Below are 23466 nucleotides of genomic sequence, written 5' to 3'. Positions count from 1 at the left end.
ATGGCTAAGCTATTGAAAAATTTATCATTTTATAAATGGATCGTTCTAGCAGTATTTGGACTTGTTTTCCTACAATCGATGTCAGATCTTTATTTACCGACATTAATGGCGGATATTATCGATAAAGGTGTGGTCGTAGGGGATACGCCATATATTTGGAAAATTGGCGGAATCATGTTGCTAGTTTCTGCTTTTGGTGCTTTAGCATCAGTTGCTGCAAGCTATTTTTCATCAAAGGCCGCTATGGGGTTCGGAAGGGATATTCGCCGAAAAGTCTTTAGCCATGTGGAGAAGTTTTCACTTCAAGATTTTGATGAAGTAGGTACGGCATCATTAATTACGAGAACGACAAATGATATTACTCAAGTACAACAAGTGGTCATTATGATGCTTCGTATGGTAGTCAGTGCGCCAATTATGTTTGTAGGTGGACTAATTATGGCACTGTCTAAGGATGCAAAATTATCATTAATTATCGTTGTCACCATTCCGTTATTGGTCGGTTCGATCTTATTAATTATGAATAAAGGGATTCCGCTGTTCAAAACAGTTCAGGCAAGATTGGATCGTTTGAATTTAGTATTGCGTGAAAATTTGACTGGAATTCGGGTTATTCGTGCCTTTAATCGTGAAAAACAAGAAAAGGTTCGGCTTCAAAAGGCGAATAAAGATTTAACGGACGTTTCCATTAAAGTAAATAAGGTAATGGCACTTTTAATGCCTGTTATGATGCTTGTGATGAATTTAACAGTTGTAGGCGTCATATGGTTTGGCGGGATTCGGATTGATAATGGCGCAATGCAAGTAGGGGATCTTATGGCCTTTATTCAATACGTGATGCAAATTATGTTTGCACTTGTGATGGCATCGATGATGTTTGTGATGGTGCCTCGTGCTGCAGTCTCGGCAAAACGGATTAATGAAGTTCTAGAAATGGAACCAACGTTTTTGGATGAGGGAAAACAAACAGCCGATAAGAATCGTGGCACGCTTGAATTTGAACATGTATCATTCAGCTATCCTGGTGCAGAAGAACCTGCATTATCAGATATCCATTTTAAAGCCAATTCAGGTGAAGTGACGGCGATTATTGGTGGAACAGGAGCAGGAAAATCAACGTTAGTGAATTTGATTCCAAGGTTTTTTGATGTGACTAGCGGGACGATTTGGGTAAATGGTGTCGATGTTCGTGACGCTTCGCAAGATGAAGTCCGTTCAAAAATTGGTTTTGTACCTCAGAAAGCACTGCTTTTTTCAGGAACGATTGCGGAAAATATTCGTTTTGGAAAAGAAGACGCGACTCAAGAAGAAATTATCCATGCTGCAAAAGTCGCTCAAGCGGATGATTTTATTGGTAAAATGGACGCAGGTTACAATTCGGTCATTTCACAAGGTGGGGCAAACATATCCGGTGGCCAAAAACAACGTCTTTCAATTGCGAGAGCACTCGTAAGAAAGCCTGATATTTATATTTTTGATGATAGTTTTTCAGCCCTCGATTATAAAACGGATGCAAAATTACGTGCTGCACTAAAAAATGAGACAGAAACGGCAACGGTTATTCTCGTTGCACAACGGGTGAGTACTGTTATCGATGCAGATAGAATTATCGTTTTAGATAAAGGGAAAATTGCTGGGATAGGAACACATAAAGAATTACTAGAAACAAATGAAGTTTATCGTGAAATCGTTGAATCACAGCATTCAGAGGAGGAGATTGCATGAGTAAGCATAAAAAATCGCATCCTCAAGGCGGTGGACCAGGCCATGGCGGCGGTCATATGATGATGGCCGGACAGAAGGCAAAGAATTTTAAAGGAACCTTCAAGCGTCTGCTTTCGTATTTAAAACCTCTTCGCAATCAATTAATCGCAGTGTTTGTTGCTGCAACCATGAGTACGATTTTTACCATTGCGGGCCCTAAAATTATGGGAAACGCCATAACTGAAGTATTTAAAGGGGCATATGCAAAATTTAAAGGCGTACCGGGTGCCGAAATAGACTTTGGAGCCATTGGTCAGCTTCTCCTCCTTTTAGCAGGTCTATATGTTATTAGTAGTTTATTTACGTACATTCAGCAATACATTATGTCAAGTGTAGCGCAGAAAACGGTGTATCGTTTAAGGGAAGATGTGAATGAAAAGTTAGAGAAGCTTCCACTTAAATATTATGATAGTCGTCCAAACGGAGAGACATTAAGTCGAGTGACAAATGATATTGATTTAATAGGAAGTACATTGCAGCAAAGTGTAACGCAGTTTATTACATCGATTGTTATGATTGTCGGTATCATTATTATGATGTTGACGATCAGTCCTCTCCTCACATTGATATCAATCGTTAGCTTGCCCGTGTCTATCTTTGTGATTAAACCAATTTTGAAAAGGTCGCAAAAACATTTTGCTGATCAACAACGGACACTAGGACAGTTAAACGGACATATAGAGGAAATGTATACGGGACACCAAGTAGTAAAAGCATTTGGACATGAAAAGAAAGCACTTGAACAGTTTGATGAAGTAAATGAAGAATTATATCAAGCAGGACGTAAAGCTCAATTTATCTCAGGAATTATTATGCCGATGATGTTTTTCGTTGGAAATTTAAGCTATGTTTTAATCAGTGTTATTGGCGGAATTTTAGTGACAAAAAGAGCTATTTCGATAGGTGATATTCAAGCATTTATTACCTATACAAAGCAATTCACACAACCAATTACACAAACAGCGAACATCGCCAATATTATACAATCAACGGTTGCTGCCGCGGAACGTGTTTTTGAACTTCTTGATGAGGAAGAGGAAATTCAAGAAAAGAATACATCAACTTTAACTCATGCAAAAGGTGCTGTTACATTCGAGCATGTTGATTTCGGCTATGATAAGGATTTATTAATAGAAGATATGAATATTGATGTTCATCCTGGTCAAACAGTCGCCATTGTCGGGCCAACAGGTGCCGGGAAGACGACATTGATAAATTTATTAATGAGATTTTATGAACTAAATGGTGGTGCGATTAAAATTGATGGCATCGATACGAGGGAAATATCACGTGAAGATCTACGGACAACATTCGGAATGGTGCTTCAAGATACGTGGTTATTTAATGGAACGATAAAAGAAAATTTAGCGTATGGGAAAAATGGTGCGACGGATGAAGAAATCTTCCAAGCAGCTAAAGCAGCTCGGGCTGATCATTTTATCCGTACACTTCCAGATGGATATGATACCGTATTGAATGAAGAAGCATCGAATATCTCTCAAGGGCAAAAGCAGTTACTAACAATTGCTCGGGCGATTTTAGCCGACCCTCCGATTATGATTTTGGATGAAGCAACATCAAGTGTTGATACACGTACAGAATTATTGATTCAACAGGCAATGAATCGATTAATGGAAGGAAGAACAAGCTTCGTCATTGCTCACCGCCTTTCAACAATTAGAGATGCCGATTTAATTTTAGTAATGAACCAAGGAAAAGTAATTGAACAGGGCTCTCACCAAGAATTATTGGAAGTGGATGGGTTTTATGCAGATCTTTATAACAGTCAGTTTTCGAAACAGGTAGCTGGATGATTTAATATGTTATAGAAATCAAGAAATAAGAAAATACCCTTTGCTAAGGGTATCTTCTTATTTCAGAATTAAAACGATAATTATTTACCTTCTTAATAATTCGGTAGCAGCATATACAGCCTTTTTGTCATTCAAAATATCTCCCGGCTTATTTCCTTCTCCAAGAACATATCCCTCAAACGTCATACCCATAAAATCAAAGATATGCTGAAATTGTTGGATCATTGGTAGTCCCTTTACGTATGGTTGATCACCGCCGACAGCAATCACATATGCTTTTTTCTTAGACATGTGCGTTTTAAATTCAGGATAGTTTGCGTCTCTCATTGTTTGTGACCAACGATCGATAAAGTTTTTCATGATTCCTGACATACTGTACCAATAAATAGGGGTGGAAAAAATCCATGTATCATGTGGTAACAGACGGTTGATAATGGAGTTGTAATCGTCACTTACTTCTTGAAATCCTTCTTCTGAATGCCTTCCATCTTTGATTGGTTGAATGAGATATTCACCTAAGTATATTTTTTCTACTTCTAATCCGTTAATGGCTAGATCTGTTAATGTTTCTGCATTTCCATTCGGGCGGGTTCCCCCATAAATAACTGCTATTGTCATTGTAACTTCTCTCCTTTTATTTAAATTAGTCTAATCTTATAATAATCTTATTAATCGATAAAGAAAAAAGAGATGGTTGATATTAGGACTGGTTATTAATACAATGAAAGCAAATTACATTGTGAGAAGGTGGAATAATGTTAGCTTCAATACAAAAGGTCGAGGATCATTATTTTGCGAGATTTGAACGTCAATTACAGCATTCCGTTGAAGAGGTATGGGCGATGTTAACGGACAATGAAAAGCTTTCGAAATGGTTTTCAGAGTTACGAGTGAAAGATCTTCGTAAAGGTGGGATCATTTTGTTTGATATGCAGGATGGCACTTTTGAGGAGATGGAAATTACCGAACTTGAAATGTATTCTGTATTGGAATTTACTTGGGCGGAAGATAAAGTGCGTTTTGAACTGTATAAAGAGAATGATGGATGCTTATTAATTTTAAATGAAACGATAAATAAAATGACAAATCATACCCCAAAGGATCTGGCTGGATGGCATGTTTGTCTTGATGTCATACATGCATTATTAGATGGTAGAACAATTGAATCAAGAAAAGAAGAATGGGAAAAGTGGTACGAAAAATATATCCAATTAACAGAAAGATATATGTAATTGAAAAAGATGATTAATAATGGACTGGTTTCTAGTGCCAGTCTGATAAGAAAAACTTTTCTTGCTTATGAGCTGTGAATTGAGCGAGGCGGATCATCCGATGAGAGCTCGGCCCTCGCTGAAATCGTGCTGGGAAAGAGAGAGGCGGTCCGATGGAAAGGCGAATCTCGCATCAATGGTGCCGGAAAGGAGAGAAGCGGTCCGATGGTAGCTGCGCCCCGCAGCAATGGAACCGGAAAGGGGGGAAGCGGTCCGATGGAAAGGCGAATCCGACAGCAATGGAACCGGAAAAGAGAGAAGCGGTCCGATAGCAACGCGAATCCCGCTCAAACGGTCCCTCAAAGGTAAGAACCGTGCTGCAAACACCTCCATAAGATCCGAAACTCCCTGTCCGTTTCTTTAATGTATAGTGCCCCCGACTTCTCGAATGTCCTTTCCCTCATTAGCAGAAGTGATAATTGCTATTTCAAGTCCGCGTACGATGACATCTAGACTTAAACTTGGCGCGTTATTATTGATTGTTTGCTCCGGAATGAATGGAATATGGATAAAGCCTCCACGAATATGTGGGGTATTTTTTTCAATATAATTCATGACACCATAAAATAGGTGATTACAAACAAAAGTTCCTGCAGAATTTGAAACAGCTGATGGTATGCCAGCCTTTTTCATATTATGAACGATTCTTTTAATCGGTAAGGTTGACCAGTAGGCAACAGGGCCATTTTCAACAATTGCTTCATCGATGGGCTGTTTTTGATGATTATCCGGGATGCGTGCATCATCAATATTAATTGCGACCCGTTCAGGTGTTATTTGTGTTCTACCGCCCGCTTGTCCTACACAAATGACTACATCAGGCTGGTGTAGTTCGATCGCTTTTATCACCACTTTGATTGATTCATGAAATACAGTGGGAACTTCTAATGTAACAACTTCAACTTCTTCTATGATTCTACCTTTAAATCGTTTAACTGCCTCCAATGCAGGGTTGATTTGATCTTGTCCGAATGGGTCAAAGCCCGTGATTAAAACTTTTTTTCTCATCAATTATCCCTCCTACAATAAGTATAAAATATAGGAGCGAATATGACTAAGTAGAAACATACAATAAAAAAGAGGTAAGTTTCAATGCCTACTCTTAAGGGAAACATGTGTAAAAGAGGAAAGGAAGGTAGCCATGAAGCTAAACATAATATTTGCACCGATTATTGCTGTTCTTTTGCTAAGTGCCTGTGCACCAAAGAGCGAGGATATAAAGGGTAATGATAAGGAGAAATCCCAAGCTCCGGCCCAAGACCAAACGAATCACAATAGTAATAACGAACATAAGGGCGAGTCTAACAATGAATCGAAAAACCCAAATCAGACTATGTCACAGGCTGAAGTAATGGAAGCGATAAAAAACCAGTTGAAAACAAATATTTCCATTGTACTTCCCAATAAACTTCCTATATCAGAAGGAAAGCATTTAACCGCAACAACTAAATCGGATGCTAACCACTATGAAGTTGTTTTTTATGAAAGCGTTCAACCGATACCAATAAATCATAATACGCTTGGAAAAGATCAAACAGCAAAAGCAATCATGCGTTTAAATGTGAAAAAATATAATAGCTTAAAAGAAGCTAATGAGCAAATTGGATATCAAGATTATAGTAAGCTAGGCGGTAATCCAATCGATCTTGGCCATGGTATAAAAGGATACCAAGATGCCGGGGCAGGTTCGCAGTGGACGAGTTGGAATGAAGGGCGCTGGGCACTTGTTTCCCGTGCAAAAACGACGGAAGGTGACAAAGGGAAAAACCTAGCTAAAAATGCGGTAAATTACTTAGAAACACATACATTACCAATTCCAAAACCACACGGCATGGTTCATATCGATGTTGATCAATCAGATAACAGAATTATGTGGCAGAAGGAAACCATCGTATATACGATAGATCAAGTAAAGGATCCAATGGTTGCTCTTGAAATTGCTACATCTTTTGAATAAGCACATTTCGCAAATTTTATTTTAAAGAAAAAGGGGTTTCTCCTAGGCACAGCAATTAGGAAAAATTCCTTTTTCTTATGTTTTTTGCTTCTATATCCTCTTTTTTGGACATACTGTTTTTCTAAGTACGTTCATTGAGGTGAAGTGGTTTGAAGAAATTAAATAAACTAGCTGATCTATGTTGGGAAGGGCTTACTTTACAGCATGTTACTCATAGGGAAATTATCATTCCATATATGTGGTTTACATTTACAGCAATATTTTTTGAATTTTTTTTAGCGATATTAATTTGTGTATCTAGTTTTTTCTTTATTATATATGATTTCTTGCCTAACTTTGAATATTTTATCGCGGCAGGAATCGTATTTTTCTTACTGATTTTACACATCACTATTTATATTACTCTTTTAAAGAAGAGAAAATTCACTTTTCCGAAAAAGAAACCTCTGATATATTAGAAAATAAAAACAATCATCAAGAGGGGGAGGAGAAGTGAATCAAGAGATACTTAAGTTAAAGACGAATACATATTCCAACACGGAAGAAAGCTTTTGGAAAGGTGTAAAAGACTGTGTTCCGACATTACTTGGATATTTAAGTATTGGGTTTGCGGCGGGTGTTGTGGAAAAAACAGCGGGATTAAGTATTATGGAGATTGCACTTCTCAGTATTTTTGTTTATGCGGGATCAGCCCAATTTATTGCAGCAGGCATGATTGCTATGGGTAGTCCGGTTTCAGCAATTATTTTTACGATTCTCTTTGTAAATCTTCGTCATTTTTTACTCAGCGCCGCCTTATCGCCTTATTTTCGACATTTATCTCTGTGGAAAAATGTGTATGTAGGTAGCTTGTTAACGGATGAAACATTTGGTGTAGCCATCAATCAACTCTCAAATAAAAAGTTTGGTAGCTATAAATGGATGGTCGGCTTAAATCTAACCGCCTATTTAAATTGGATCGTAGCTAATATTGCAGGTGGATTCTTTGGGAATTGGATCCCCAATCCGGAAAAGTTCGGTTTAGATTTTGCCTTGCCTGCTATGTTTATCGGTTTACTTGTGCTTCAAATTTTAAGTCAAAAAAAATACTTTGTAGATATCATGGTTATTCTTAGTGCCGTGATTATTGTAGTAGCCGTAAGCTTTATTTTTTCAGGAAGTGTAGGTGTTATAGTTGCTACAATTCTAGGAGCAACGATTGGGATGGTGATTGAAAAATGGAAATAAGATATACCATTTTATTAGTCATTTTTGGATGCGCACTAGTCACATTTATTCCGAGGGTTCTTCCTTTAATGGTTTTGAGTCGTATCCAGCTTCCGGACTGGGCGATTAGTTGGTTAAAGCATGTCCCAGTAGCCGTCATGGCTGCGTTACTTGCACAATCCCTTTTATTTTCAAATGACAAACTAGCACTCTATGAAAATAGTCTTAATTTAGTCGTATCGTTGCCCGTTTTTTTAGTGGCTATTTTTACGAGGAGTTTATTAGGTACCGTTTTGACAGGGATTATATGTATGATGTTATTTCGTTTTATATTTTAGGCTATTTTCGTATATTTTGTTAATTTTGAGGGAAAAATATTTAACATTACTCGATCTGAGATATTAACAAAAAATTATGCCCGTAGTTAAACAAAATTTAGGATTTGCAACTAGTACGAAATTGTAACAGGTAATAACAGGCATTCGATTATTTCAATCTTTTAGAAAGTGCACTTATATTAGATTAGTCTTAGCCCTTTAAAATATTTGAATTTGGAGGGTTTTCCAAGTGTTGCCTTTTACCTGAATACTTTTCACACAAATTCTTAACACACAATTTTGTTTACTTTAATGACAACAGCCTTTTAATTGCAATTCAAAAAATAAATTATACTATTAAACTGTTTTTATACGGAACTTTTTAAAGCTACTAAGCTAGCGATCCAAACGAAAAACCCCAAAATTTGACTCAATTTGGTCGAATTTCGGGGATTCGTTGTTTTATTACTTTCTCTGTATGATTGTCATGTTAAATAAATAGATAATCCATATTAAAATTAACGGTCAGTAAGTAAATATTAACTTTTCTGAGTTTCTTTTGACTCTTTAACTTTCCATTCCCCATCTTTAAAATGAATTTTTGTTTCCACAACAGTAGAACCTTTGCCAGAACGATATTTGGACCCTTCAAATAAAACATTATTAAAAGGTTTATAATCAACCTTTTTAATTCTTAATAATACTCCATCTAAAGACATGGTATTAGAATTGAATAAACCTTTTTCTTTTAATTCGTCTAATGACATATCAATAACTTCAACTTTATACTTTTCCTTAAAATAACTTAATATTTCGCTTTTATCCTGTTTTGTTAATTCATCAAAATTCTTCATATCAATAGCTATATATTTCATATCACTACTCAATTCTTTATCTTTTTCCATTATAGAGTCTAATGCAATTTTATATATTTCTACTAAATGTTCCTTAGGATTTTCCTTTTTAGAACAAGCAGCAAGAGATAAAAATAGAGTAAATATTATAATAGATTGTATGATCTTCATTCGATTCGCTCCTTCATTGTAATTATTTTGTTTTTATTTTCTATTCGTTTCTCCTTTAGTTAGTAAGTCCAAACCCTAGTTGTAAAATTTTTATGAAACTGAAAGCCTTTTTAATAACTCCTCTCTTCTTATATTCTATATAAAATAAAAAAATCCTAGTGCTAAACCTTCTTTATTTTTAAACACTTACATATCCCATATATACCTTTGACATTAGGATACTAAAACAGTCTTTGAAATAATGGTTACTTGAATTTTTTTGAATAGATAAAATATTATGATTTACAACTCACTCTATTAAAGGTTATAATTTGGTAAAATGTATAAAAATATATTAGGAGTGATGATTATGAAAAAAAGGAATATTATGATCATGTTAACTGTTTTAATTATTTGTTTGCCTATAATTCTTAGTAATAATGTTGCAAATGCTTATGTTATAAGCGATTGGAAAAAACAGTCTCGTCCAAAAGGTCTATTATATAATATACACAGTTCAGTGAGTGATGCTGGTTTTTCAAGTTATGCTTCTAATGGTGCCAAGGCGTGGAACGCCTCAAGCAAAATAGAATTTGTTGGTACTTCATCTCAACCTGGACTTTCAGATGTGTACTTTACTTTTAGTAATGTAACTACTGACGATTACGCAACTGCTGTGACCGTCAAGTAGAATGTTACAATTTTCGATAATTTATTTTTTACACTTTTTCAGTAAAAATAGTAGCTCGATGTTTCATTCGATAGCTATCACCATTTAAGTGAATGACTTCTGCCCGATGGATAAGCCTATCCAAAATGGCTGTCGTTATCGCTGGATCCCCTAATAACTCACCCCACTCCTTTGGAGCTTTATTGGAGGTCAAGATTATAGAGGATCGGTTGTATAAGTCATTGATTAAATGGAAAAATAGGTTCGCTTCATGCTGATCCATTGCCATAAACATAAGATCATCAATGATGACTAAGTCCGCAGTACGGATTCTTTTCATTTTGGTCTGTGCTTTCCTTAAAATTTCCTGCGTTTTTAAGGCATGAACCAACTCTCCCATGGTGATAAACATAACCTTATGACCTTGATTGATTGCTTCTAATCCTAATCCAACTGATAAGTGTGTTTTGCCTATGCCTGGCGGTCCAAGCAGAATAATATTATATAATTGTTCAATCCATGTTAATTCTCTCAGATGATTCAATTGCTTTTGACTTAATGATTGTTGTTCTTCTAAATGAAATTCATCCAGTGTTTTTTGAAAAGGGAAGGCTGCCCATTTCAGCCTTTTTTCCAATTGTTTTTCCTCTCTTCGTTTTTGCTCATATTCCAAAATGCTGTAAAGAAAGGAAAGATAGGTTGATTCGTTTGTCTCAGCTTGTTTGACAAACTGAGACAAAGAATGGGCTGCTTCTGATAAATGGAGGGTTTTTAAAAGCTCTTCCGATTTCTTTAATGGGCTCATTTTTCTCCCTCCAATACAGCTATATATTCATTTACATCTCTTTTTTGGGCATAGGTTTGAATAATAAACGCATTTTGACCATGGAATGGTTTAATTTTACCCTCTTCATTACGGACATCTGTAACATTTAATGGTCGTTGCCGTTTGATATACTGAATCATATCGACAAAATCTGTTGCACAAAAAAGCCTTTTATCTACACACTCCTCCAAGGCCTGGTTAGATATTTCTTGCGGCGTCCTTTTTAGCTGATTCATGATGATCTGTAATTGATCACGTATATATCGAGGATATCGATCCCTGATTTCCTTCAGAAAACATTGTGCCAGATGGGAATCGGTAAAATAACTGGCTACTGTATCCATGTAGGCGTCGATTCCTTTTGATCTATCTCTAGTATGTTGCCGGTCTTGAATCAATTGACCTTTCCCATGACAAATTTTATGTTCGGCCATTAACGGGCCATTGGGAGATGCATATATAAGCAGATGTTCTTCGGTTCTTTGTATATATACCTTTTCTTGTTTATTAAATGTACCTAGAGGAACAGAATATCGGTTGGACTGATATCGGATTGTATTGTCCCGGCGAACCGTTCTTGTTATACTAGATACAGGTTTTACATTACTGAATTCTAACGGGTTAGGGACTGGTCTTAAATGGTGTTTTTCTTCTTGAAACACTTCGACCGGTCTTTTTTTTGTAGTCTGATGAATTTTATAGTTCCCTGTACGATTAAGCCATTTCCACGAATCTTCATTCCAGCGATCGATATTGGTAAATATCCGATGCTTGGCGAAATTTTTCTTGATATATCCGACTACATTTTCAATTCTCCCTTTGCTTTCTGGATCTGCTTTGCGACAAATCCTTACCTTTAAACCACGCTGTTGGCGGTACACTTCAAATTCCTTTGTGTAAATAAGGTTTCCCCCATTTTCACTGACGACAATGACTGAATCCTGGTCATATACCATTTCATGTGGAATCCCTTCAAACCACTTAAATGCATTTTCATGGGCATTTATCAAATCTCTTGTTGTAAAAGGCCTATCTAGCCATTCTACATACTTATAACGTGAATGCGATAAGACAAAAGCTATGAAATAAAGTTTTGCTTTCTTCCTTTCAGGGGTCTCCTGTATGGTTTCTCCAAAATCCACTTGTGCTTGTTCCCCCATGGCCATTTCTGGAACAGCTTCATAGTCACGAACACGAATTTCTTTTGGAAGATCATAATCTTCTCGAAGTTTCCTGACATAGCCCCTGACAGTGCTCTCCGATATCTCCAAGGAAGAATCTCTCTCTCTTAACCAATCTTCTACTTGGGCAGCCGACATGTCTGGATTCTCTTTGAGCCAGGATAAAATCTTATCCTTATATGGATCCAATTTTTTCGACCTGACTTGGAGGGAATCTACCCAGTCTGCCATTTCTTTCGGATCCTTTTGAAGGTATCGATACAGAGTAGGTCGGGAAATTCCTAACTTTTTGGCTATTTTTGCTTTACTGAACCCTTGCTTTAATAATTGACGAATGTCTACATACACTTCAAACTTGTCCACCTTTCATGTCCTCCATCACTGTAAATCATCATCAACGAATAAAATATAACAGTGATAGAGAAATATTTTAATAGGAACGGATGTTAGTAAGTTCTGATTTTTCTTTGTCCTCCTGCCCTAGGGCAGGAGGACAAAGAATCTAACCATCCAAGTTTAAAAGTGTAAAATATTATTTATCGGAAACTGTTAAATCTAGTTTATCAGTCACAACTGCTTATGGAAGTAAGAGTAGTTCTCAAGTAAGAATTACCTTTTGGAAGGATTTTAAAGGATTGAGTGCTACTCGTAAGACAGAAACTGCAGTCCATGAAGTTGGACATGCTTTAGGTTTAGATCATACTCAAAAAGCTAATAATTCAATATCTGTTATGAGAAAAACTGGATTTAATGATAAAAAAACACATTACTAATTATTCCAGGTATATTAATAGTTTTTATGGCTTCAATATTCTTTTATATGAAAATAGAAGCTTCTAAAATTCAAACACCTAAAGATTCATTTGCAGAAGCAAAAACTGATGGCTTTAAAGATTTAAATGAACTTGCAGAAAAAACACCAGTAATCGTGAAAGGAAAAAAAATCAACGAGGAACAGGTAGTTGATTATATTGGTGGAATTGCTAGTGGTTATACTCGTACTGAATTTAAAATCAGTGAAATTATTAAAAATGAAACTTCAAAAGAATTAAATAATAATGATATTATTACTGTAATTGAAAGTGCATTCTACGATGCTAAAAACAATACTAATGTTCATGTTAATGGTTATCAATTAATGAATATCGATGATGAATACCTCTTGTATATGATATATGATAGTGAAAATGATACGTATGCACCAAGAGGAGTGACCTTTGGGAAGATTCCTTTAGAAACAAATCAAACCGAAATTTTAAATAATGGTTCTAATATGGACTCTATTAATGTTATTAAGGAAGGTCAAAAAAAATATCAAAAATAAAAAATCGCTTTTAAGGAAAAGTTATCCTCAATTAGATATTAAAAATTTCAAAACGTTGATATATTCATGTTTTTAACATTTTCTATCATGTATAATTTAATTAAAATCGGTAGTTCGAAAAAGCCAGTGATCACAATATTTCACTGACTTTCGGAACTACCGATAATTTTTGATTATGTTAACTAATTGAGAACTGTATAAGCAAATATACAATCTTTCCTTCTTTACAAAAAAATCCTCCACATATACTGGGACCCTACTGCATCATCACATTTTTTACAACGAACTTATTAATAATTATCTTATCAAATCTTTCACCTGTCTATAGGCATGTTCATATGATATACTAACTAGAAATTCTGAAATTAGTTTTTCGATTTCATTAAATTTATTTTTTACCAGAAACCAAGATACATTACGTGTATTTTTTAACTCTACTATAAGTTTTATCTAACTATGATGAGCCTTTCTCAGTTCATTTAATAACTTCTTTATGATTTTTGACTGATAAATTATTGACTTTATAAAGAGGTGTTTATGCAACTTAAAACTCAATTGGGGAATATGTAAAGTAGTAAAAAACTGGATTTTATAAACTAGATTTCGGTTTTAAAAGTAAATCTATTATTTGAGGTTGCTAGACCTTAAAATTTATAATACACTTGTACGGAAAAATGAAAAGAACTTTGACGTGTTTAAGTGATGTTCGTAGCATATTTAAACCTAGGCAGGAAAAACGCTTGTCAAAGTTCTTTAGATTAACATAATTATACGATATTTCTAATGTATAATCCCATTCAATTCAAGAAGGAAATGTTTCCAAACGAGAAAACATTTAGAAAAGGGAGATAAAAATTGTTGATTAAAGGAAGCGTGACGGTAATCCGCTTCGCCCACTTCTTTCATTTTTTAAATTAATTCGTTGAAACATATCCTTTTTTTCCAGCACTTATACCTGTTACAAGAATAAGGAAGGAAACGATAATTAACATCCATAGAGGCATTGTCCAGCTATGAAATGTATCATGTAGAATTCCGAACAATGTTGGTCCAGCTGCCGCAAGAAGGTAACCAAATGATTGGGCCATTCCGGATAATTCTGCGGCTTCATGTGTACTTCTTGTACGAAGACTGAAGAACATCATAGCCAAACTAAATGCAAATCCTCCTGCAATACCTATCATTATCACCCATAATGGAATCAGCGCCTCACTGCCGTAAAGAATTCCGAACATACCAGCGATGAATAGCACTCCTGTTATTGCCACTAATAAAAGCTGGTTCTTCATTCGTCCAGCTAAAATTGGAACGATAAAGGTAAATGGAATGACAGCAAACTGCATTAATGAGAGCATCCATCCTGCTGAATTAGAACTAACCCCTTGCTGTACGAGTATTTCTGGCAACCAAGCGACAATCGTGTAGAAGATAAGTGATTGCAGTCCCATAAAGATGGTTACTTGCCAGGCGAGTTTAGATTTCCACAAGTTAATAGATTGCTTTTTTTCTGATTCCTTTTTCATTGGCTTTTGTCTTGAACGAATTTGTGGAATCCAAAAAAGAATAGAAATGAGTGCAAATAGGCCCCAGTAACCAAGAGCTCCATGCCATCCTATTTTTAAAGAAATAGGGGTACTTAATCCCGATGCAATAGCCCCACAAAGGTTCATTGAAACTGCATAAATGCCGGTCATGACACCAAGATTTTGAGGAAATTTATGCTTGATCACACTTGGTAACAAGACATTACAAATAGCAATGCCTAAGCCAACTAAGACGGTCCCTGCAAATAACGTACCGACGCCCGGAATGGTTCTTAAAACAATGCCAGCAGTCAATAAAATTAGTGAAACGAACAGCGTACCTTCCATGCCATATTTACGAGATAATTTTGGTGCGAATGGGGAAAGTAAGGCAAAAGCAAGTAATGGAACGGTTGTCAAAGTACCTGCTAGTATATTAGATATTCCTAAACTGTCACGAATCGATGAAATTAATGGTCCCACAGCTGTTATTGGTGCTCTTAAGTTTGCCCCAATAAAAATAATACCGATTATTAGTAATAATGTTTTTGATTTTACACTAATTTTAGTTTGCTGATGCTCTTGGTGAATAGATACTTGATGTAATCCCATGATGAACCTCCATTTTTTATTTCAATGTTTCTTTAAATTGAGCAATATACTCATTAACTGAGTCAGTCGCTTGACTAGAGTTTTGTTCTAAAATAGCCTCAATAAGCTTTTCATGGATTCCTATATGAAAATCGGTGTGTGTAGTAATGTCCGCTAAGTTTTGGATCGATGTTTGGAGAGGGATTGTCATATGTTCATATAAATCGATCAAAATACTATTATGAGATGCCTCTACAATCGATTTGTGTAACTCGAAATCTGCTTCTACATATAATTTGCTATTCCCTTGTTCAGCTGCAATTTGGCAAGCCTTTAATTTTTCTTGCAATCGATTAATATCTTCTTTGTCCCTTCGCATTGCTGCTAATTGTGCGGCTTCCCTTTCAAGCGCATGCCTAACTTCTAAGGTTTCTAATAGATTTGCTTTTTGAATTCTTTTTTCGAGAGCAGCTCCAAGGACACTCGATGAACAGACAAATGTACCGCTCCCTTGCTTCGTCTGAAGAAGTCCTGCATGTACGAGAGCTCGAATAGCCTCTCTCAATGTATTGCGACTTACATCAAATTGTTGCATTAATTCTAATTCAGGTGGAATTTTACTCCCAACTGGCCATGAATTCGACTCAATTAAAGTTTCCATTTGGGAAACGATTTGCTCTACTAATGATAAACGGTTAGTTTTGGATATATCCAAGAATTCACACCTCTAATTTGTAGGATGATTGGTTCATTGGGTAATTTAACATGTTTTTATGAAAAAGTAAATGGATTAAATTTTTCTCCTAAAAAAAAGGAGTGCACAATCTCATCTGTGCGCTCCTTTTACTAACTTTTAAATGGCATTTTTATGAAAGAATAGAGATGTTCATTAACCCATTAAATCTATGAAGGATCTGTTGTACAAGTCTCCTCAAATTATATATGAGTAATTGTAAAATTGTCTCAAGATTTCTCATAGGTTACCCCTCCAAATAAAAGTTAGTTTGGTGATATCACCGTATTTATTGTTTGTATTTTCCATTGAATATATGTATAAGACTAGGGATGTTTCTACTGGTTGTACAACTGAATGAATAATAAAAGTGGCTTTGGAAAATCTAGTAAAAAGATTTAAAACTGAGGTGAGCGAATATGCCGAATCAACCTACTATTTCTTCAAGCGAAGTGGGTACATTATGGTTAACATATCAGGAAAAGACATTTATTCTTCGTTTATTAGAATATTTAATTCCTAAGGCAGATGATCATAAATCCGAAAAAATTATGACTGATTTATATAAGGATTTAGATAAAAATGTGGAAAGAATTAAACATATTTTTGAAAAAGCAGGATCTGCATTGCCGGTCGGGTTTACTTCTCAAGACGTAAATGTTGAAGCACCGAGACTATTTGAAAATGGACTGGATATTATGTTTCTTCGGATGATAAAAGAAGTTAGTATGGGGCTGTATACACTTAATATGGGAAAGGCCTATCGTGAGGATATCATTAATCTCTATAAGGATTTAACAGCAATTACTCAAGGATGTTATAATAAATGTACGCAATATTTGTTAGAAAAAGGAATGCTTACTCGCCCTCCTTTTGTACCTATGCCTAAGACAAATGAATTTATAAACGATATGAAGTATTTAAGCGGGTTAAATTTACTAAGTAATGCAAGGCATATAAATACGATTGAACTTTCATCACTATTTCATGGCATGGAATCGAATAATTTGGGTATGACGTTAATGTTTGCTTTTACACAGGTAGCTGAAGCAAAAGAGGTAAAACAGTACTTTCATAAAGGTATGGAGATTTCCAAGAAAATTCTTAAGCAATTTGGTGAAATTCTTTTAGAAGATGATATTACCCCTACTATTTCATCCGTAGGAAACGTATCAAGTTCGAAGATAAGCCCATTTTCAGATAAGTTCATGCTGTATTGTAATAGCTTACTTTGTAATCTTAGTCTCGGGGGAAATGCATTCGGATTTGCCTTTAGTCTACGAAATGATTTACAGTTGAAGGCCTTATTGGCTGCAAAGGATGTTGCTGATTACGCGAATGATGGAAATAAACTTATGGTGAAAAATGGATGGCTGGAAAAGCCGCCAGCGACTAATTTAGAACGTTAAAATAAGCATAGTTATCGAAATAAAAAGATTGCAATGGCATGATCTTTACCCATTGCATTCTTTTTTTTAATTTGTGTGTTGATCATTTAGTGAGTCCGAACGTTCAAACCCAAGTAAGCGGGTTCCTTTTTGGATCGTCATATTTTGTAGAAAAATGTCGAAACTCTATAAAACATTACTGTTTTTTGTCGATACATAAAATGTATAAATAAAATAATTTGAAAATCTAGCAATGGAGAGCGTTTAATTTCAATCATAAGGAGAATGTTTTGTGGGTTTACTAAGAAATTTAAAAACAGCTAAGAAATTAGCATTATTAATTGCTATAGAAATTTTAGCATTAGTACTAGTTGGAGTAATGAGCCTTATCTTCATGAAAAATATTGCGAACGAAACAGAAAAAATGTTTACCCATCGGTTTATTCCAAACCAATGGCTAGGAAAAGTAATTGAAGATAATCGTGCAATTGATGAAGATATTTTGGAGTTAATGATTACAAAAAATTCAATTCGAAATAAAGAGATGATTGATGATATTGTAACATTGCAAAAAGAAATAAATGACGTGATGGAAAAGCTATTTTCAGCAAAACTTACACCTGCAGAAATGGAAAAACTTGAGGCTTACAAAAAAAGTGATATAGACTTACAAAAATTACAAGAAAAAGTGATTCAATTAGCGCGGAATAATCAAAATACAGAAGCTTATCAGCTATATACCGCTGAATTACTGCCACAAGTAGAATTAGTGAATACGACGCTTAAGGATTTACAAAAATTAAATGAAAAAGTGGCAGATCAATTAAACGATAATAATAAACAAACAATTAATAATGCAATCCTTCTAGTTATCTTAATAAGTGCAATTTCTATAATAGTATTAATCTTGATTGGATTGTTTATTACAAAAATGATCGTTAAGCCTACCAATCATATTGCTAAACTACTATCCAAAGCTGAGAATGGAGATTTTACAGTAAAAGGAACGTACCAATCTAAAGATGAGATTGGAAAATTAACAGCTTCTTTCAATAATATGATTAGCGGCCTACAAGGTATAATCAAGACCGTAAGAGATACTTCACAACAAGTGGCTGCGGCATCCGAAGAACTAACTGCCAGTGCAGATCAAACAACAGCCGCAACGGAACATGTCGCAACGGCTATTCAAGAAATTGCAAGTGGTGCAGAACAATCATCTGCGAAAATAGAGGAGAATTCGAATTCACTAAATGAAATTTTACACGGAGTTACACGCATTGCTGAAAGCTCAACGAATGTTTCCGAATTATCAAGGGAGACTTCTACTGAGGCTGAAGAAGGCGGTAATTCGGTCGAAGGAACATTATCACAGATGAAATTTATTCATGAATCAGTGAATAACCTAAATGAAGTAATCCAAACACTTTCAAATCGTTCTTATGAAATAGGTAAAATTCTCGATGTAATTAGTGGTATTTCAGATCAAACAAATCTCCTTGCACTTAACGCAGCGATCGAAGCAGCCCGCGCCGGCGAACATGGGAAAGGCTTTGCGGTGGTTGCAGATGAGGTAAAAAAACTGGCTGAGCAGTCTCAAACCTCAACTCAATCCATCGCCAATATTATTAATAGCATTCAAATGGATATTAAAAATTCACTAGAAATGATGAATGAAGTAACAAACAATGCAGAGCAAGGTGTTACAGTCACTATTGAAACATCCCAAAAGTTTAAGGCAATAATTGATCAAACAAAAAATATTGCCCCACAAATTGAGGAAATTACTGCAACAGTACAACAAATATCAGCTAGTGTAGAAGAAGTTTCCACATCCGCTAAAGAGGTATCGATGCATTCACAAGAAAACGCATCAAGCTCTGAAGAAGTTGCTGCATCTACAGAACAGCAACTAGCTTCAATGGAGGAAATAAACTCTTCTGCAAGAGCCCTTGCTTCTACAGCAGAAGAATTAAAAGAGTTAGTGAATAAATTTATTGTTTAAAAGCATTCGAAAGCGAGCCGACAAACGATCGGCTCGCTTTATTTTCTCTTAATTTCTTCATATTTTTGAAACCATTCAGGAAATACCTTTTTGAATTGGACTGGTTTAAAGTCTTCTTTTCTCACAACAATATGTGTTGTTGTTCCTTCCGCACATATTTCATCTTCTCCGTTTACAATCGTAAATCCATAGATTGTCCTCAAATTTTTGTTTTCTTCCACCCAGGTTTTTACAATTACTTTATCGCCGTATTTAATAGATTTTTTATAAGTTATTTCTAGATTATATACGGGTGCATAATAACCCGACTTTTCCATATCGAGATAATTATAACCGACATCCTCGATAAGTTTTGTCCTGCCAAGCTCGATCCACTTTACATAATTCCCATGGTAGATAACTCCCATCATATCTGTATCTGCGTAAGACAGTTGGATTTCAATCGATGAAATGTACATATTTGAAACTCCTTTAATAGTAAATTTGATTCTAAAATATAGTATATATTTTTTTCGCGTTTTTGAAAAAAAGACCGAGCAGCCACTTGCACCAAGAAATGGATTTTGGTAAGATGTTTGTCTTGAATAAAATGAATATTATGATAAAAGGAGGTGTATGAATGAAACGTATAATGATTATGGGAGTATCTGCAGGAGTTGGAAAGTCTACTTTTGCTAGAAAGCTAGGTGATATTTTGCAAATTGATGTTTACCATTTGGATGCACATTATTGGAAGCCGGGTTGGGTTGAAGCAACAGTAGATGAGTTTCGTGGAGCTCAAGAAGAAGTTGTGAAAAAAGAACAATGGATTATTGAGGGGAACTACACAGGTACATACGACATTCGAGCTTCCCGTGCAGACACGATTATCTACTTGGAGCTTCCTCTATCCGTTTGTTTATTTCGGGTGATAAAGAGATTCCTCATGAATATCGGAAGAACCCGTCCCGACATGGGAAAAGGATGCAAAGAAAAAATAGACTACCAGTTTATTAAATTTATTATTTCCACTTATTATCCACGGAAGAATAAAATGGCGGACCGTTTTAATGCCTTCCAATCTTCAGCAGCAGAAAGAAAAGTCATCATGTTAAAAAACAAACGGGCAATAAATGATTACTTGCACGAGACTAGATTAAAATATTCGTCGAAAAAAGAAATATTTCCCGAGAAATTTATCGAATAATGTGGAAGCGGCAAAAAATTTGTTCGTTTAAACAGAATCACGTTCAATTAATTTAAAAGGTAAGATAAGTCTATTAGATTCATTTTCATATTTTTTAATTGATTGAACGGCTAGTCGTCCGATTTCTTTAGTCTGGATTTCGATTGTTGAAATCCCCATTATTTCAGAGATGGGCTGGTTATCAAAGCTTAAAATAGCGAAGTCTTTTGGAATACTTAAGCGATAATTTTTTGATGCTAATATTAACCCTGCGGCAACTTGGTCATTACCTACGAGAAACGCAGTTGGTTTTTCCGTTAATTGGATATATTTCAACAGGACCTCGCGTCCATCTTCAATCGTTAAACAGCGATCAAAAAGCCACTCATCTCGAACTTTTTGATTTAGTTTCTTCATCATAGTTTCGTACGCTCTTATTCTTTTTAAACTATTAGGACCTTCTTTTCTGCCAAGACAATAAGCAATTCGAGTATGCCCTTTGGAAACTAAATATTGAAGCCCAAATTGAAAGGCTTTTTCATGTGGGATACTAATTGAAGGAAATATAGCTTGATCAGAATCTTCACATAGAATGATAGGACCATATTCCTTGTATTCCTTTACTACTTCAAGAGATATGGCACGGGAGCAAAATACGAGTCCATCAATTAAATTCCCTCTTAGCATTTCAAGAGCGTCTAACTCTTTCGTTGTTTCATAATTTGTTTGAAACAGAATAAGCTGCTGATTATCTTTCATCGCTTCCTCGGCTATGCCATCTACGATACTACTGAAATAGGGATGATTGATGGTAGGGAGAACGACACCAATCATATTAGAAGTCCCTTTTGACAAATGAACGGCGTTTATATTCCTTTTATAATTTAATGCTTCCATTGCTTTTCGCACGGAATTCCTTTTTTCTTCACTCACATATGGGTGATTGTTGAGTACCCTTGAAACCGTTGTAACGGATACACCGGCAAGCTTTGCAATTTCACGAATATTTGCCATAAAAAAATTCCTTTCAGTAAAAAAATCAATCTTGACCTGAAACGCGTTTCATAAATTACCTTTTCCTTAATGAAGAAAAGGAGTGACTATGTCATGATTGAAGGGATTATTCTATTAATAGCATTGTGCATTTTTGAACTAATCTTAGCAAACATAGCATTGAAAGACAAAAAAGAGCATTTGATGGATTTTTATGAGTTTTTTGATATTAGTAAGAAGGATGGGTTATAATTTAAAAAATTAAATGCTGTGAGGTGAAAATATGACTTTACAAGAAATAATGGAAAAGTTAAAAGAACTGGGAACAGAGCAAACAAAGAAAACGTTCATTCGACATGGGGCAACGGAGCCGATTTTTGGGGTCAAAGTAGGTGATCTGAAAAAACTTGTTAAACACGTGAAAAAGGATCAAGAATTAGCTCTTTCATTATACGAAACTGGAAATTATGATGCGATGTATCTAGCAGGACTTACGGTAAATCCTAAATTTGTATCGAAAGAATTGCTGCAAAAATGGGTGAAACAGGCATATTGTTACGGATTAGCTGAATACTCGGTGGCGGGAGTGGCGGCGGAAACTAATTATGCCATTGATTTAGCTAGGGAATGGATTGAATCTGAGAATGAAACGATCGCTACTTGTGGATGGAGTACTTATACAAATTATCTTTCCATTACACCTGATGAGAAGCTTGACATCGAAGAAATCCGTCACTTATTAAATAGGATCGAGACAACGATTCACCAGGAAAAGAATCGCGTTCGATATACAATGAACAATTTTGTAATTGCAGTCGGTACCTTTGTTGAAGAGCTACACAAAGAGGCTTATGAAGTTGGAGAAAACATTGGGAAAGTTCAAGTAAATATCGGAGAAACCGCCTGCAAGGTTCCATTAGCAACAGAGTATATAAAAAAGGTAGAAGCACGAGGGAAAATTGGTTCTAAGAAAAAGACTTGTATATGCTAGGCAAGTATGAGCCACAAACCGAAAAAAAAAGATGGCTTCACTAATGCCATCTTTTTTAACTGCTTTGCATTTCATATCTTTTTTCAAGGTGATTTTGCATTACTGCTATGATTGAACAGATTCCCCAATAGATGAGCGCGACTAAAATATACATTGTCATATAATCTAATTCCCTTCCTCCAACAATTTTTGCTTTTTGAAGTAGTTCAGGGACAGTGATCATCGCAGCTAGCGAAGTACCTTTGACTAAATCCAGTAATACATTTGATAGTGGCGGTATGGCGATTTTGACAGCCTGTGGAAGAATAATCTTTCGCATCGTTTGCCAATAGGAAAGTCCAAGGGATGCAGATGCTTCCCATTGGCCTTTATCAACAGAGGCGATGGCTGAACGATTGATTTCTGCCATATACGCAGCACTATTTAGGCTAAAGCCGATAATCGCAGCCGTTACTGCTGTAAAAGTAATTCCAATCATCGGAAAGCCGAAATAAAGAATAAACAAGAGAACAATAATTGGGACACCACGCATAAAAGAGATATAAGTACGCGCTGGAAGCTGAAAAATATAATTTTTTGACATTCGACCAAGTGCAAGAAAAAATCCTAGCAATAACCCGAAGAACATACTGATTATAGAAATGAGTAAAGTATAGCCAATCCCTTTAATGACATAAGGAAAGGATTCAATGGCCAATTTTGTATTAAAGATATATTCCCATTGAATTGTTCCCATGTTTCTC

General features: G+C 35.5%; 24 protein-coding genes. 14 read left to right on the top strand and 10 right to left on the bottom strand.

Annotated elements, in window-relative coordinates:
- Complete coding sequence (locus tag MKY81_RS03240; RefSeq protein WP_341116723.1) at nt 1–1725, top strand: ABC transporter ATP-binding protein; 1725 nt, start codon at nt 1–3, stop codon at nt 1723–1725.
- On the top strand, nt 1722–3578 hold the full coding sequence (locus tag MKY81_RS03235) for an ABC transporter ATP-binding protein (protein WP_341116722.1): 1857 nt from the start codon (nt 1722–1724) through the stop codon (nt 3576–3578). Before MKY81_RS03240 ends, MKY81_RS03235 begins: the two co-directional genes overlap by 4 nt.
- 84 nt (nt 3579–3662) lie before the next feature.
- Here the strand turns inward: MKY81_RS03235 and MKY81_RS03230 are convergent, their stop codons facing one another.
- A complete protein-coding gene (locus MKY81_RS03230) occupies nt 3663–4196 on the bottom strand; it encodes a flavodoxin family protein (RefSeq protein WP_066228027.1) in 534 nt (177 codons plus the stop codon).
- A gap of 137 nt (nt 4197–4333) precedes the next feature.
- Between MKY81_RS03230 and MKY81_RS03225 the strand changes: the two genes are divergently transcribed.
- Nucleotides 4334–4810 (top strand): SRPBCC family protein, encoded by a 477-nt coding sequence (locus MKY81_RS03225; protein WP_066228030.1) that lies wholly within the window; start codon nt 4334–4336, stop codon nt 4808–4810.
- Between the two features lie 399 nt (nt 4811–5209).
- On the opposite strand, the gene pcp is transcribed toward MKY81_RS03225, so the two are convergent.
- Nucleotides 5210–5857 (bottom strand): pyroglutamyl-peptidase I, encoded by a 648-nt coding sequence (gene pcp, locus MKY81_RS03220; RefSeq protein WP_066228037.1) that lies wholly within the window; start codon nt 5855–5857, stop codon nt 5210–5212.
- A gap of 133 nt (nt 5858–5990) precedes the next feature.
- Between pcp and MKY81_RS03215 the strand changes: the two genes are divergently transcribed.
- The 3 genes from MKY81_RS03215 to MKY81_RS03205 all read left to right on the top strand — a co-directional run bounded on the left by MKY81_RS03215 (nt 5991) and on the right by MKY81_RS03205 (nt 8350).
- On the top strand, nt 5991–6806 hold the full coding sequence (locus MKY81_RS03215) for a hypothetical protein (protein ID WP_066228038.1): 816 nt from the start codon (nt 5991–5993) through the stop codon (nt 6804–6806).
- 492 nt (nt 6807–7298) lie between these two features.
- Nucleotides 7299–8033, top strand: a complete 735-nt coding sequence (locus MKY81_RS03210; protein ID WP_328018940.1) for an AzlC family ABC transporter permease — start codon at nt 7299–7301, stop codon at nt 8031–8033.
- Nucleotides 8024–8350, top strand: coding sequence for an AzlD domain-containing protein (locus tag MKY81_RS03205; protein ID WP_066228046.1), 327 nt, complete (start codon nt 8024–8026; stop codon nt 8348–8350). The genes MKY81_RS03210 and MKY81_RS03205 overlap by 10 nt, the downstream gene beginning before the upstream one ends.
- A gap of 518 nt (nt 8351–8868) precedes the next feature.
- Here MKY81_RS03205 and MKY81_RS03200 read toward each other — a convergent pair.
- Nucleotides 8869–9354: a peptide ABC transporter substrate-binding protein gene (locus tag MKY81_RS03200; protein WP_066228049.1), complete on the bottom strand. Its 486-nt coding sequence runs from the start codon at nt 9352–9354 to the stop codon at nt 8869–8871.
- 349 nt (nt 9355–9703) lie between these two features.
- Here MKY81_RS03200 and MKY81_RS03195 point away from each other — a divergent pair, with 349 nt between their 5' ends.
- The gene (locus tag MKY81_RS03195; protein ID WP_108072354.1) at nt 9704–10024 is read left to right on the top strand and encodes a hypothetical protein; all 321 of its coding nucleotides are present in this window, start codon (nt 9704–9706) and stop codon (nt 10022–10024) included.
- Nucleotides 10025–10052: 28 nt separating this feature from the next.
- Here the strand turns inward: MKY81_RS03195 and istB are convergent, their stop codons facing one another.
- Nucleotides 10053–10808 (bottom strand): IS21-like element helper ATPase IstB, encoded by a 756-nt coding sequence (gene istB / locus MKY81_RS03190; RefSeq protein WP_341116715.1) that lies wholly within the window; start codon nt 10806–10808, stop codon nt 10053–10055.
- The gene (gene istA / locus MKY81_RS03185) at nt 10805–12373 is read right to left on the bottom strand and encodes an IS21 family transposase (RefSeq protein ID WP_107920984.1); all 1569 of its coding nucleotides are present in this window, start codon (nt 12371–12373) and stop codon (nt 10805–10807) included. Before istA ends, istB begins: the two co-directional genes overlap by 4 nt.
- 272 nt (nt 12374–12645) lie before the next feature.
- On the opposite strand from istA, the gene MKY81_RS21055 reads away from it, so the two are divergent.
- The gene (locus MKY81_RS21055; protein WP_445663923.1) at nt 12646–12783 is read left to right on the top strand and encodes a matrixin family metalloprotease; all 138 of its coding nucleotides are present in this window, start codon (nt 12646–12648) and stop codon (nt 12781–12783) included.
- Between the two features lie 47 nt (nt 12784–12830).
- Nucleotides 12831–13334 (top strand): hypothetical protein, encoded by a 504-nt coding sequence (locus MKY81_RS03180; RefSeq protein WP_341116714.1) that lies wholly within the window; start codon nt 12831–12833, stop codon nt 13332–13334.
- A 914-nt stretch (nt 13335–14248) separates the two neighbouring features.
- On the opposite strand, the gene MKY81_RS03175 is transcribed toward MKY81_RS03180, so the two are convergent.
- Both MKY81_RS03175 and MKY81_RS03170 read right to left on the bottom strand, forming a co-directional pair.
- Complete coding sequence (locus MKY81_RS03175) at nt 14249–15469, bottom strand: CynX/NimT family MFS transporter (protein WP_066225811.1); 1221 nt, start codon at nt 15467–15469, stop codon at nt 14249–14251.
- 16 nt (nt 15470–15485) lie between these two features.
- Complete coding sequence (locus tag MKY81_RS03170) at nt 15486–16163, bottom strand: FadR/GntR family transcriptional regulator (protein WP_108072351.1); 678 nt, start codon at nt 16161–16163, stop codon at nt 15486–15488.
- Between the two features lie 437 nt (nt 16164–16600).
- Here MKY81_RS03170 and MKY81_RS03165 point away from each other — a divergent pair, with 437 nt between their 5' ends.
- Nucleotides 16601–17590, top strand: coding sequence for a DUF3231 family protein (locus MKY81_RS03165; RefSeq protein ID WP_107920155.1), 990 nt, complete (start codon nt 16601–16603; stop codon nt 17588–17590).
- Nucleotides 17591–17861: 271 nt separating this feature from the next.
- The gene (locus MKY81_RS03160; RefSeq protein WP_328018938.1) at nt 17862–19574 is read left to right on the top strand and encodes a methyl-accepting chemotaxis protein; all 1713 of its coding nucleotides are present in this window, start codon (nt 17862–17864) and stop codon (nt 19572–19574) included.
- A gap of 38 nt (nt 19575–19612) precedes the next feature.
- On the opposite strand, the gene MKY81_RS03155 is transcribed toward MKY81_RS03160, so the two are convergent.
- The gene (locus MKY81_RS03155; protein ID WP_066225814.1) at nt 19613–20032 is read right to left on the bottom strand and encodes an acyl-CoA thioesterase; all 420 of its coding nucleotides are present in this window, start codon (nt 20030–20032) and stop codon (nt 19613–19615) included.
- Between the two features lie 161 nt (nt 20033–20193).
- Here MKY81_RS03155 and MKY81_RS03150 point away from each other — a divergent pair, with 161 nt between their 5' ends.
- Entirely contained in the window at nt 20194–20760 is a 567-nt protein-coding gene (locus MKY81_RS03150; protein ID WP_066225817.1) for a topology modulation protein, read from the top strand.
- Nucleotides 20761–20787: 27 nt separating this feature from the next.
- Here MKY81_RS03150 and MKY81_RS03145 read toward each other — a convergent pair whose 3' ends face one another.
- Nucleotides 20788–21753, bottom strand: a complete 966-nt coding sequence (locus MKY81_RS03145) for a LacI family DNA-binding transcriptional regulator (RefSeq protein WP_108072348.1) — start codon at nt 21751–21753, stop codon at nt 20788–20790.
- A 69-nt stretch (nt 21754–21822) separates the two neighbouring features.
- Here MKY81_RS03145 and MKY81_RS03140 point away from each other — a divergent pair, with 69 nt between their 5' ends.
- Together MKY81_RS03140 and MKY81_RS03135 are read left to right on the top strand one after the other, a co-directional pair.
- The gene (locus MKY81_RS03140) at nt 21823–21984 is read left to right on the top strand and encodes a hypothetical protein (protein WP_165797705.1); all 162 of its coding nucleotides are present in this window, start codon (nt 21823–21825) and stop codon (nt 21982–21984) included.
- Between the two features lie 31 nt (nt 21985–22015).
- The gene (locus MKY81_RS03135; RefSeq protein ID WP_341116704.1) at nt 22016–22723 is read left to right on the top strand and encodes a DNA alkylation repair protein; all 708 of its coding nucleotides are present in this window, start codon (nt 22016–22018) and stop codon (nt 22721–22723) included.
- Nucleotides 22724–22778: 55 nt separating this feature from the next.
- Here MKY81_RS03135 and MKY81_RS03130 read toward each other — a convergent pair whose 3' ends face one another.
- Nucleotides 22779–23459 carry an amino acid ABC transporter permease gene (locus tag MKY81_RS03130; RefSeq protein WP_341116703.1) on the bottom strand — a complete coding sequence of 227 codons (681 nt, stop codon included), beginning with the start codon at nt 23457–23459 and terminating at the stop codon, nt 22779–22781.
- Nucleotides 23460–23466: the final 7 nt, after the last annotated feature.

The organism is Heyndrickxia sp. FSL W8-0423 (assembly GCF_038009395.1).
Classification (GTDB): domain Bacteria; phylum Bacillota; class Bacilli; order Bacillales; family Bacillaceae_C; genus Heyndrickxia; species Heyndrickxia sporothermodurans.
This window is presented reverse-complemented; position numbering and strand designations above follow the sequence as displayed.

Bases quoted from the DNA above. Each gene is read 5' to 3' on its own strand.
- MKY81_RS03130 (WP_341116703.1), bottom strand. From the start codon at position 23,459: ATGGGAACAATTCAATGGGAATATATCTTTAATACAAAATTGGCCATT.
- MKY81_RS03140 (WP_165797705.1), top strand. From the start codon at position 21,823: ATGAAGAAAAGGAGTGACTATGTCATGATTGAAGGGATTATTCTATTA.
- MKY81_RS03215 (WP_066228038.1), top strand. From the start codon at position 5,991: ATGAAGCTAAACATAATATTTGCACCGATTATTGCTGTTCTTTTGCTA.
- MKY81_RS03155 (WP_066225814.1), bottom strand. From the start codon at position 20,032: ATGTACATTTCATCGATTGAAATCCAACTGTCTTACGCAGATACAGAT.
- MKY81_RS03180 (WP_341116714.1), top strand. From the start codon at position 12,831: ATGAAAATAGAAGCTTCTAAAATTCAAACACCTAAAGATTCATTTGCA.
- istB (WP_341116715.1), bottom strand. From the start codon at position 10,808: ATGAGCCCATTAAAGAAATCGGAAGAGCTTTTAAAAACCCTCCATTTA.
- MKY81_RS03240 (WP_341116723.1), top strand. From the start codon at position 1: ATGGCTAAGCTATTGAAAAATTTATCATTTTATAAATGGATCGTTCTA.
- MKY81_RS03175 (WP_066225811.1), bottom strand. From the start codon at position 15,469: ATGGGATTACATCAAGTATCTATTCACCAAGAGCATCAGCAAACTAAA.
- MKY81_RS03235 (WP_341116722.1), top strand. From the start codon at position 1,722: ATGAGTAAGCATAAAAAATCGCATCCTCAAGGCGGTGGACCAGGCCAT.
- MKY81_RS03135 (WP_341116704.1), top strand. From the start codon at position 22,016: ATGACTTTACAAGAAATAATGGAAAAGTTAAAAGAACTGGGAACAGAG.
- MKY81_RS03230 (WP_066228027.1), bottom strand. From the start codon at position 4,196: ATGACAATAGCAGTTATTTATGGGGGAACCCGCCCGAATGGAAATGCA.
- MKY81_RS03200 (WP_066228049.1), bottom strand. From the start codon at position 9,354: ATGAAGATCATACAATCTATTATAATATTTACTCTATTTTTATCTCTT.
- MKY81_RS03205 (WP_066228046.1), top strand. From the start codon at position 8,024: ATGGAAATAAGATATACCATTTTATTAGTCATTTTTGGATGCGCACTA.
- MKY81_RS03165 (WP_107920155.1), top strand. From the start codon at position 16,601: ATGCCGAATCAACCTACTATTTCTTCAAGCGAAGTGGGTACATTATGG.
- MKY81_RS03150 (WP_066225817.1), top strand. From the start codon at position 20,194: ATGAAACGTATAATGATTATGGGAGTATCTGCAGGAGTTGGAAAGTCT.
- MKY81_RS03225 (WP_066228030.1), top strand. From the start codon at position 4,334: ATGTTAGCTTCAATACAAAAGGTCGAGGATCATTATTTTGCGAGATTT.
- MKY81_RS03195 (WP_108072354.1), top strand. From the start codon at position 9,704: ATGAAAAAAAGGAATATTATGATCATGTTAACTGTTTTAATTATTTGT.
- MKY81_RS03145 (WP_108072348.1), bottom strand. From the start codon at position 21,753: ATGGCAAATATTCGTGAAATTGCAAAGCTTGCCGGTGTATCCGTTACA.
- pcp (WP_066228037.1), bottom strand. From the start codon at position 5,857: ATGAGAAAAAAAGTTTTAATCACGGGCTTTGACCCATTCGGACAAGAT.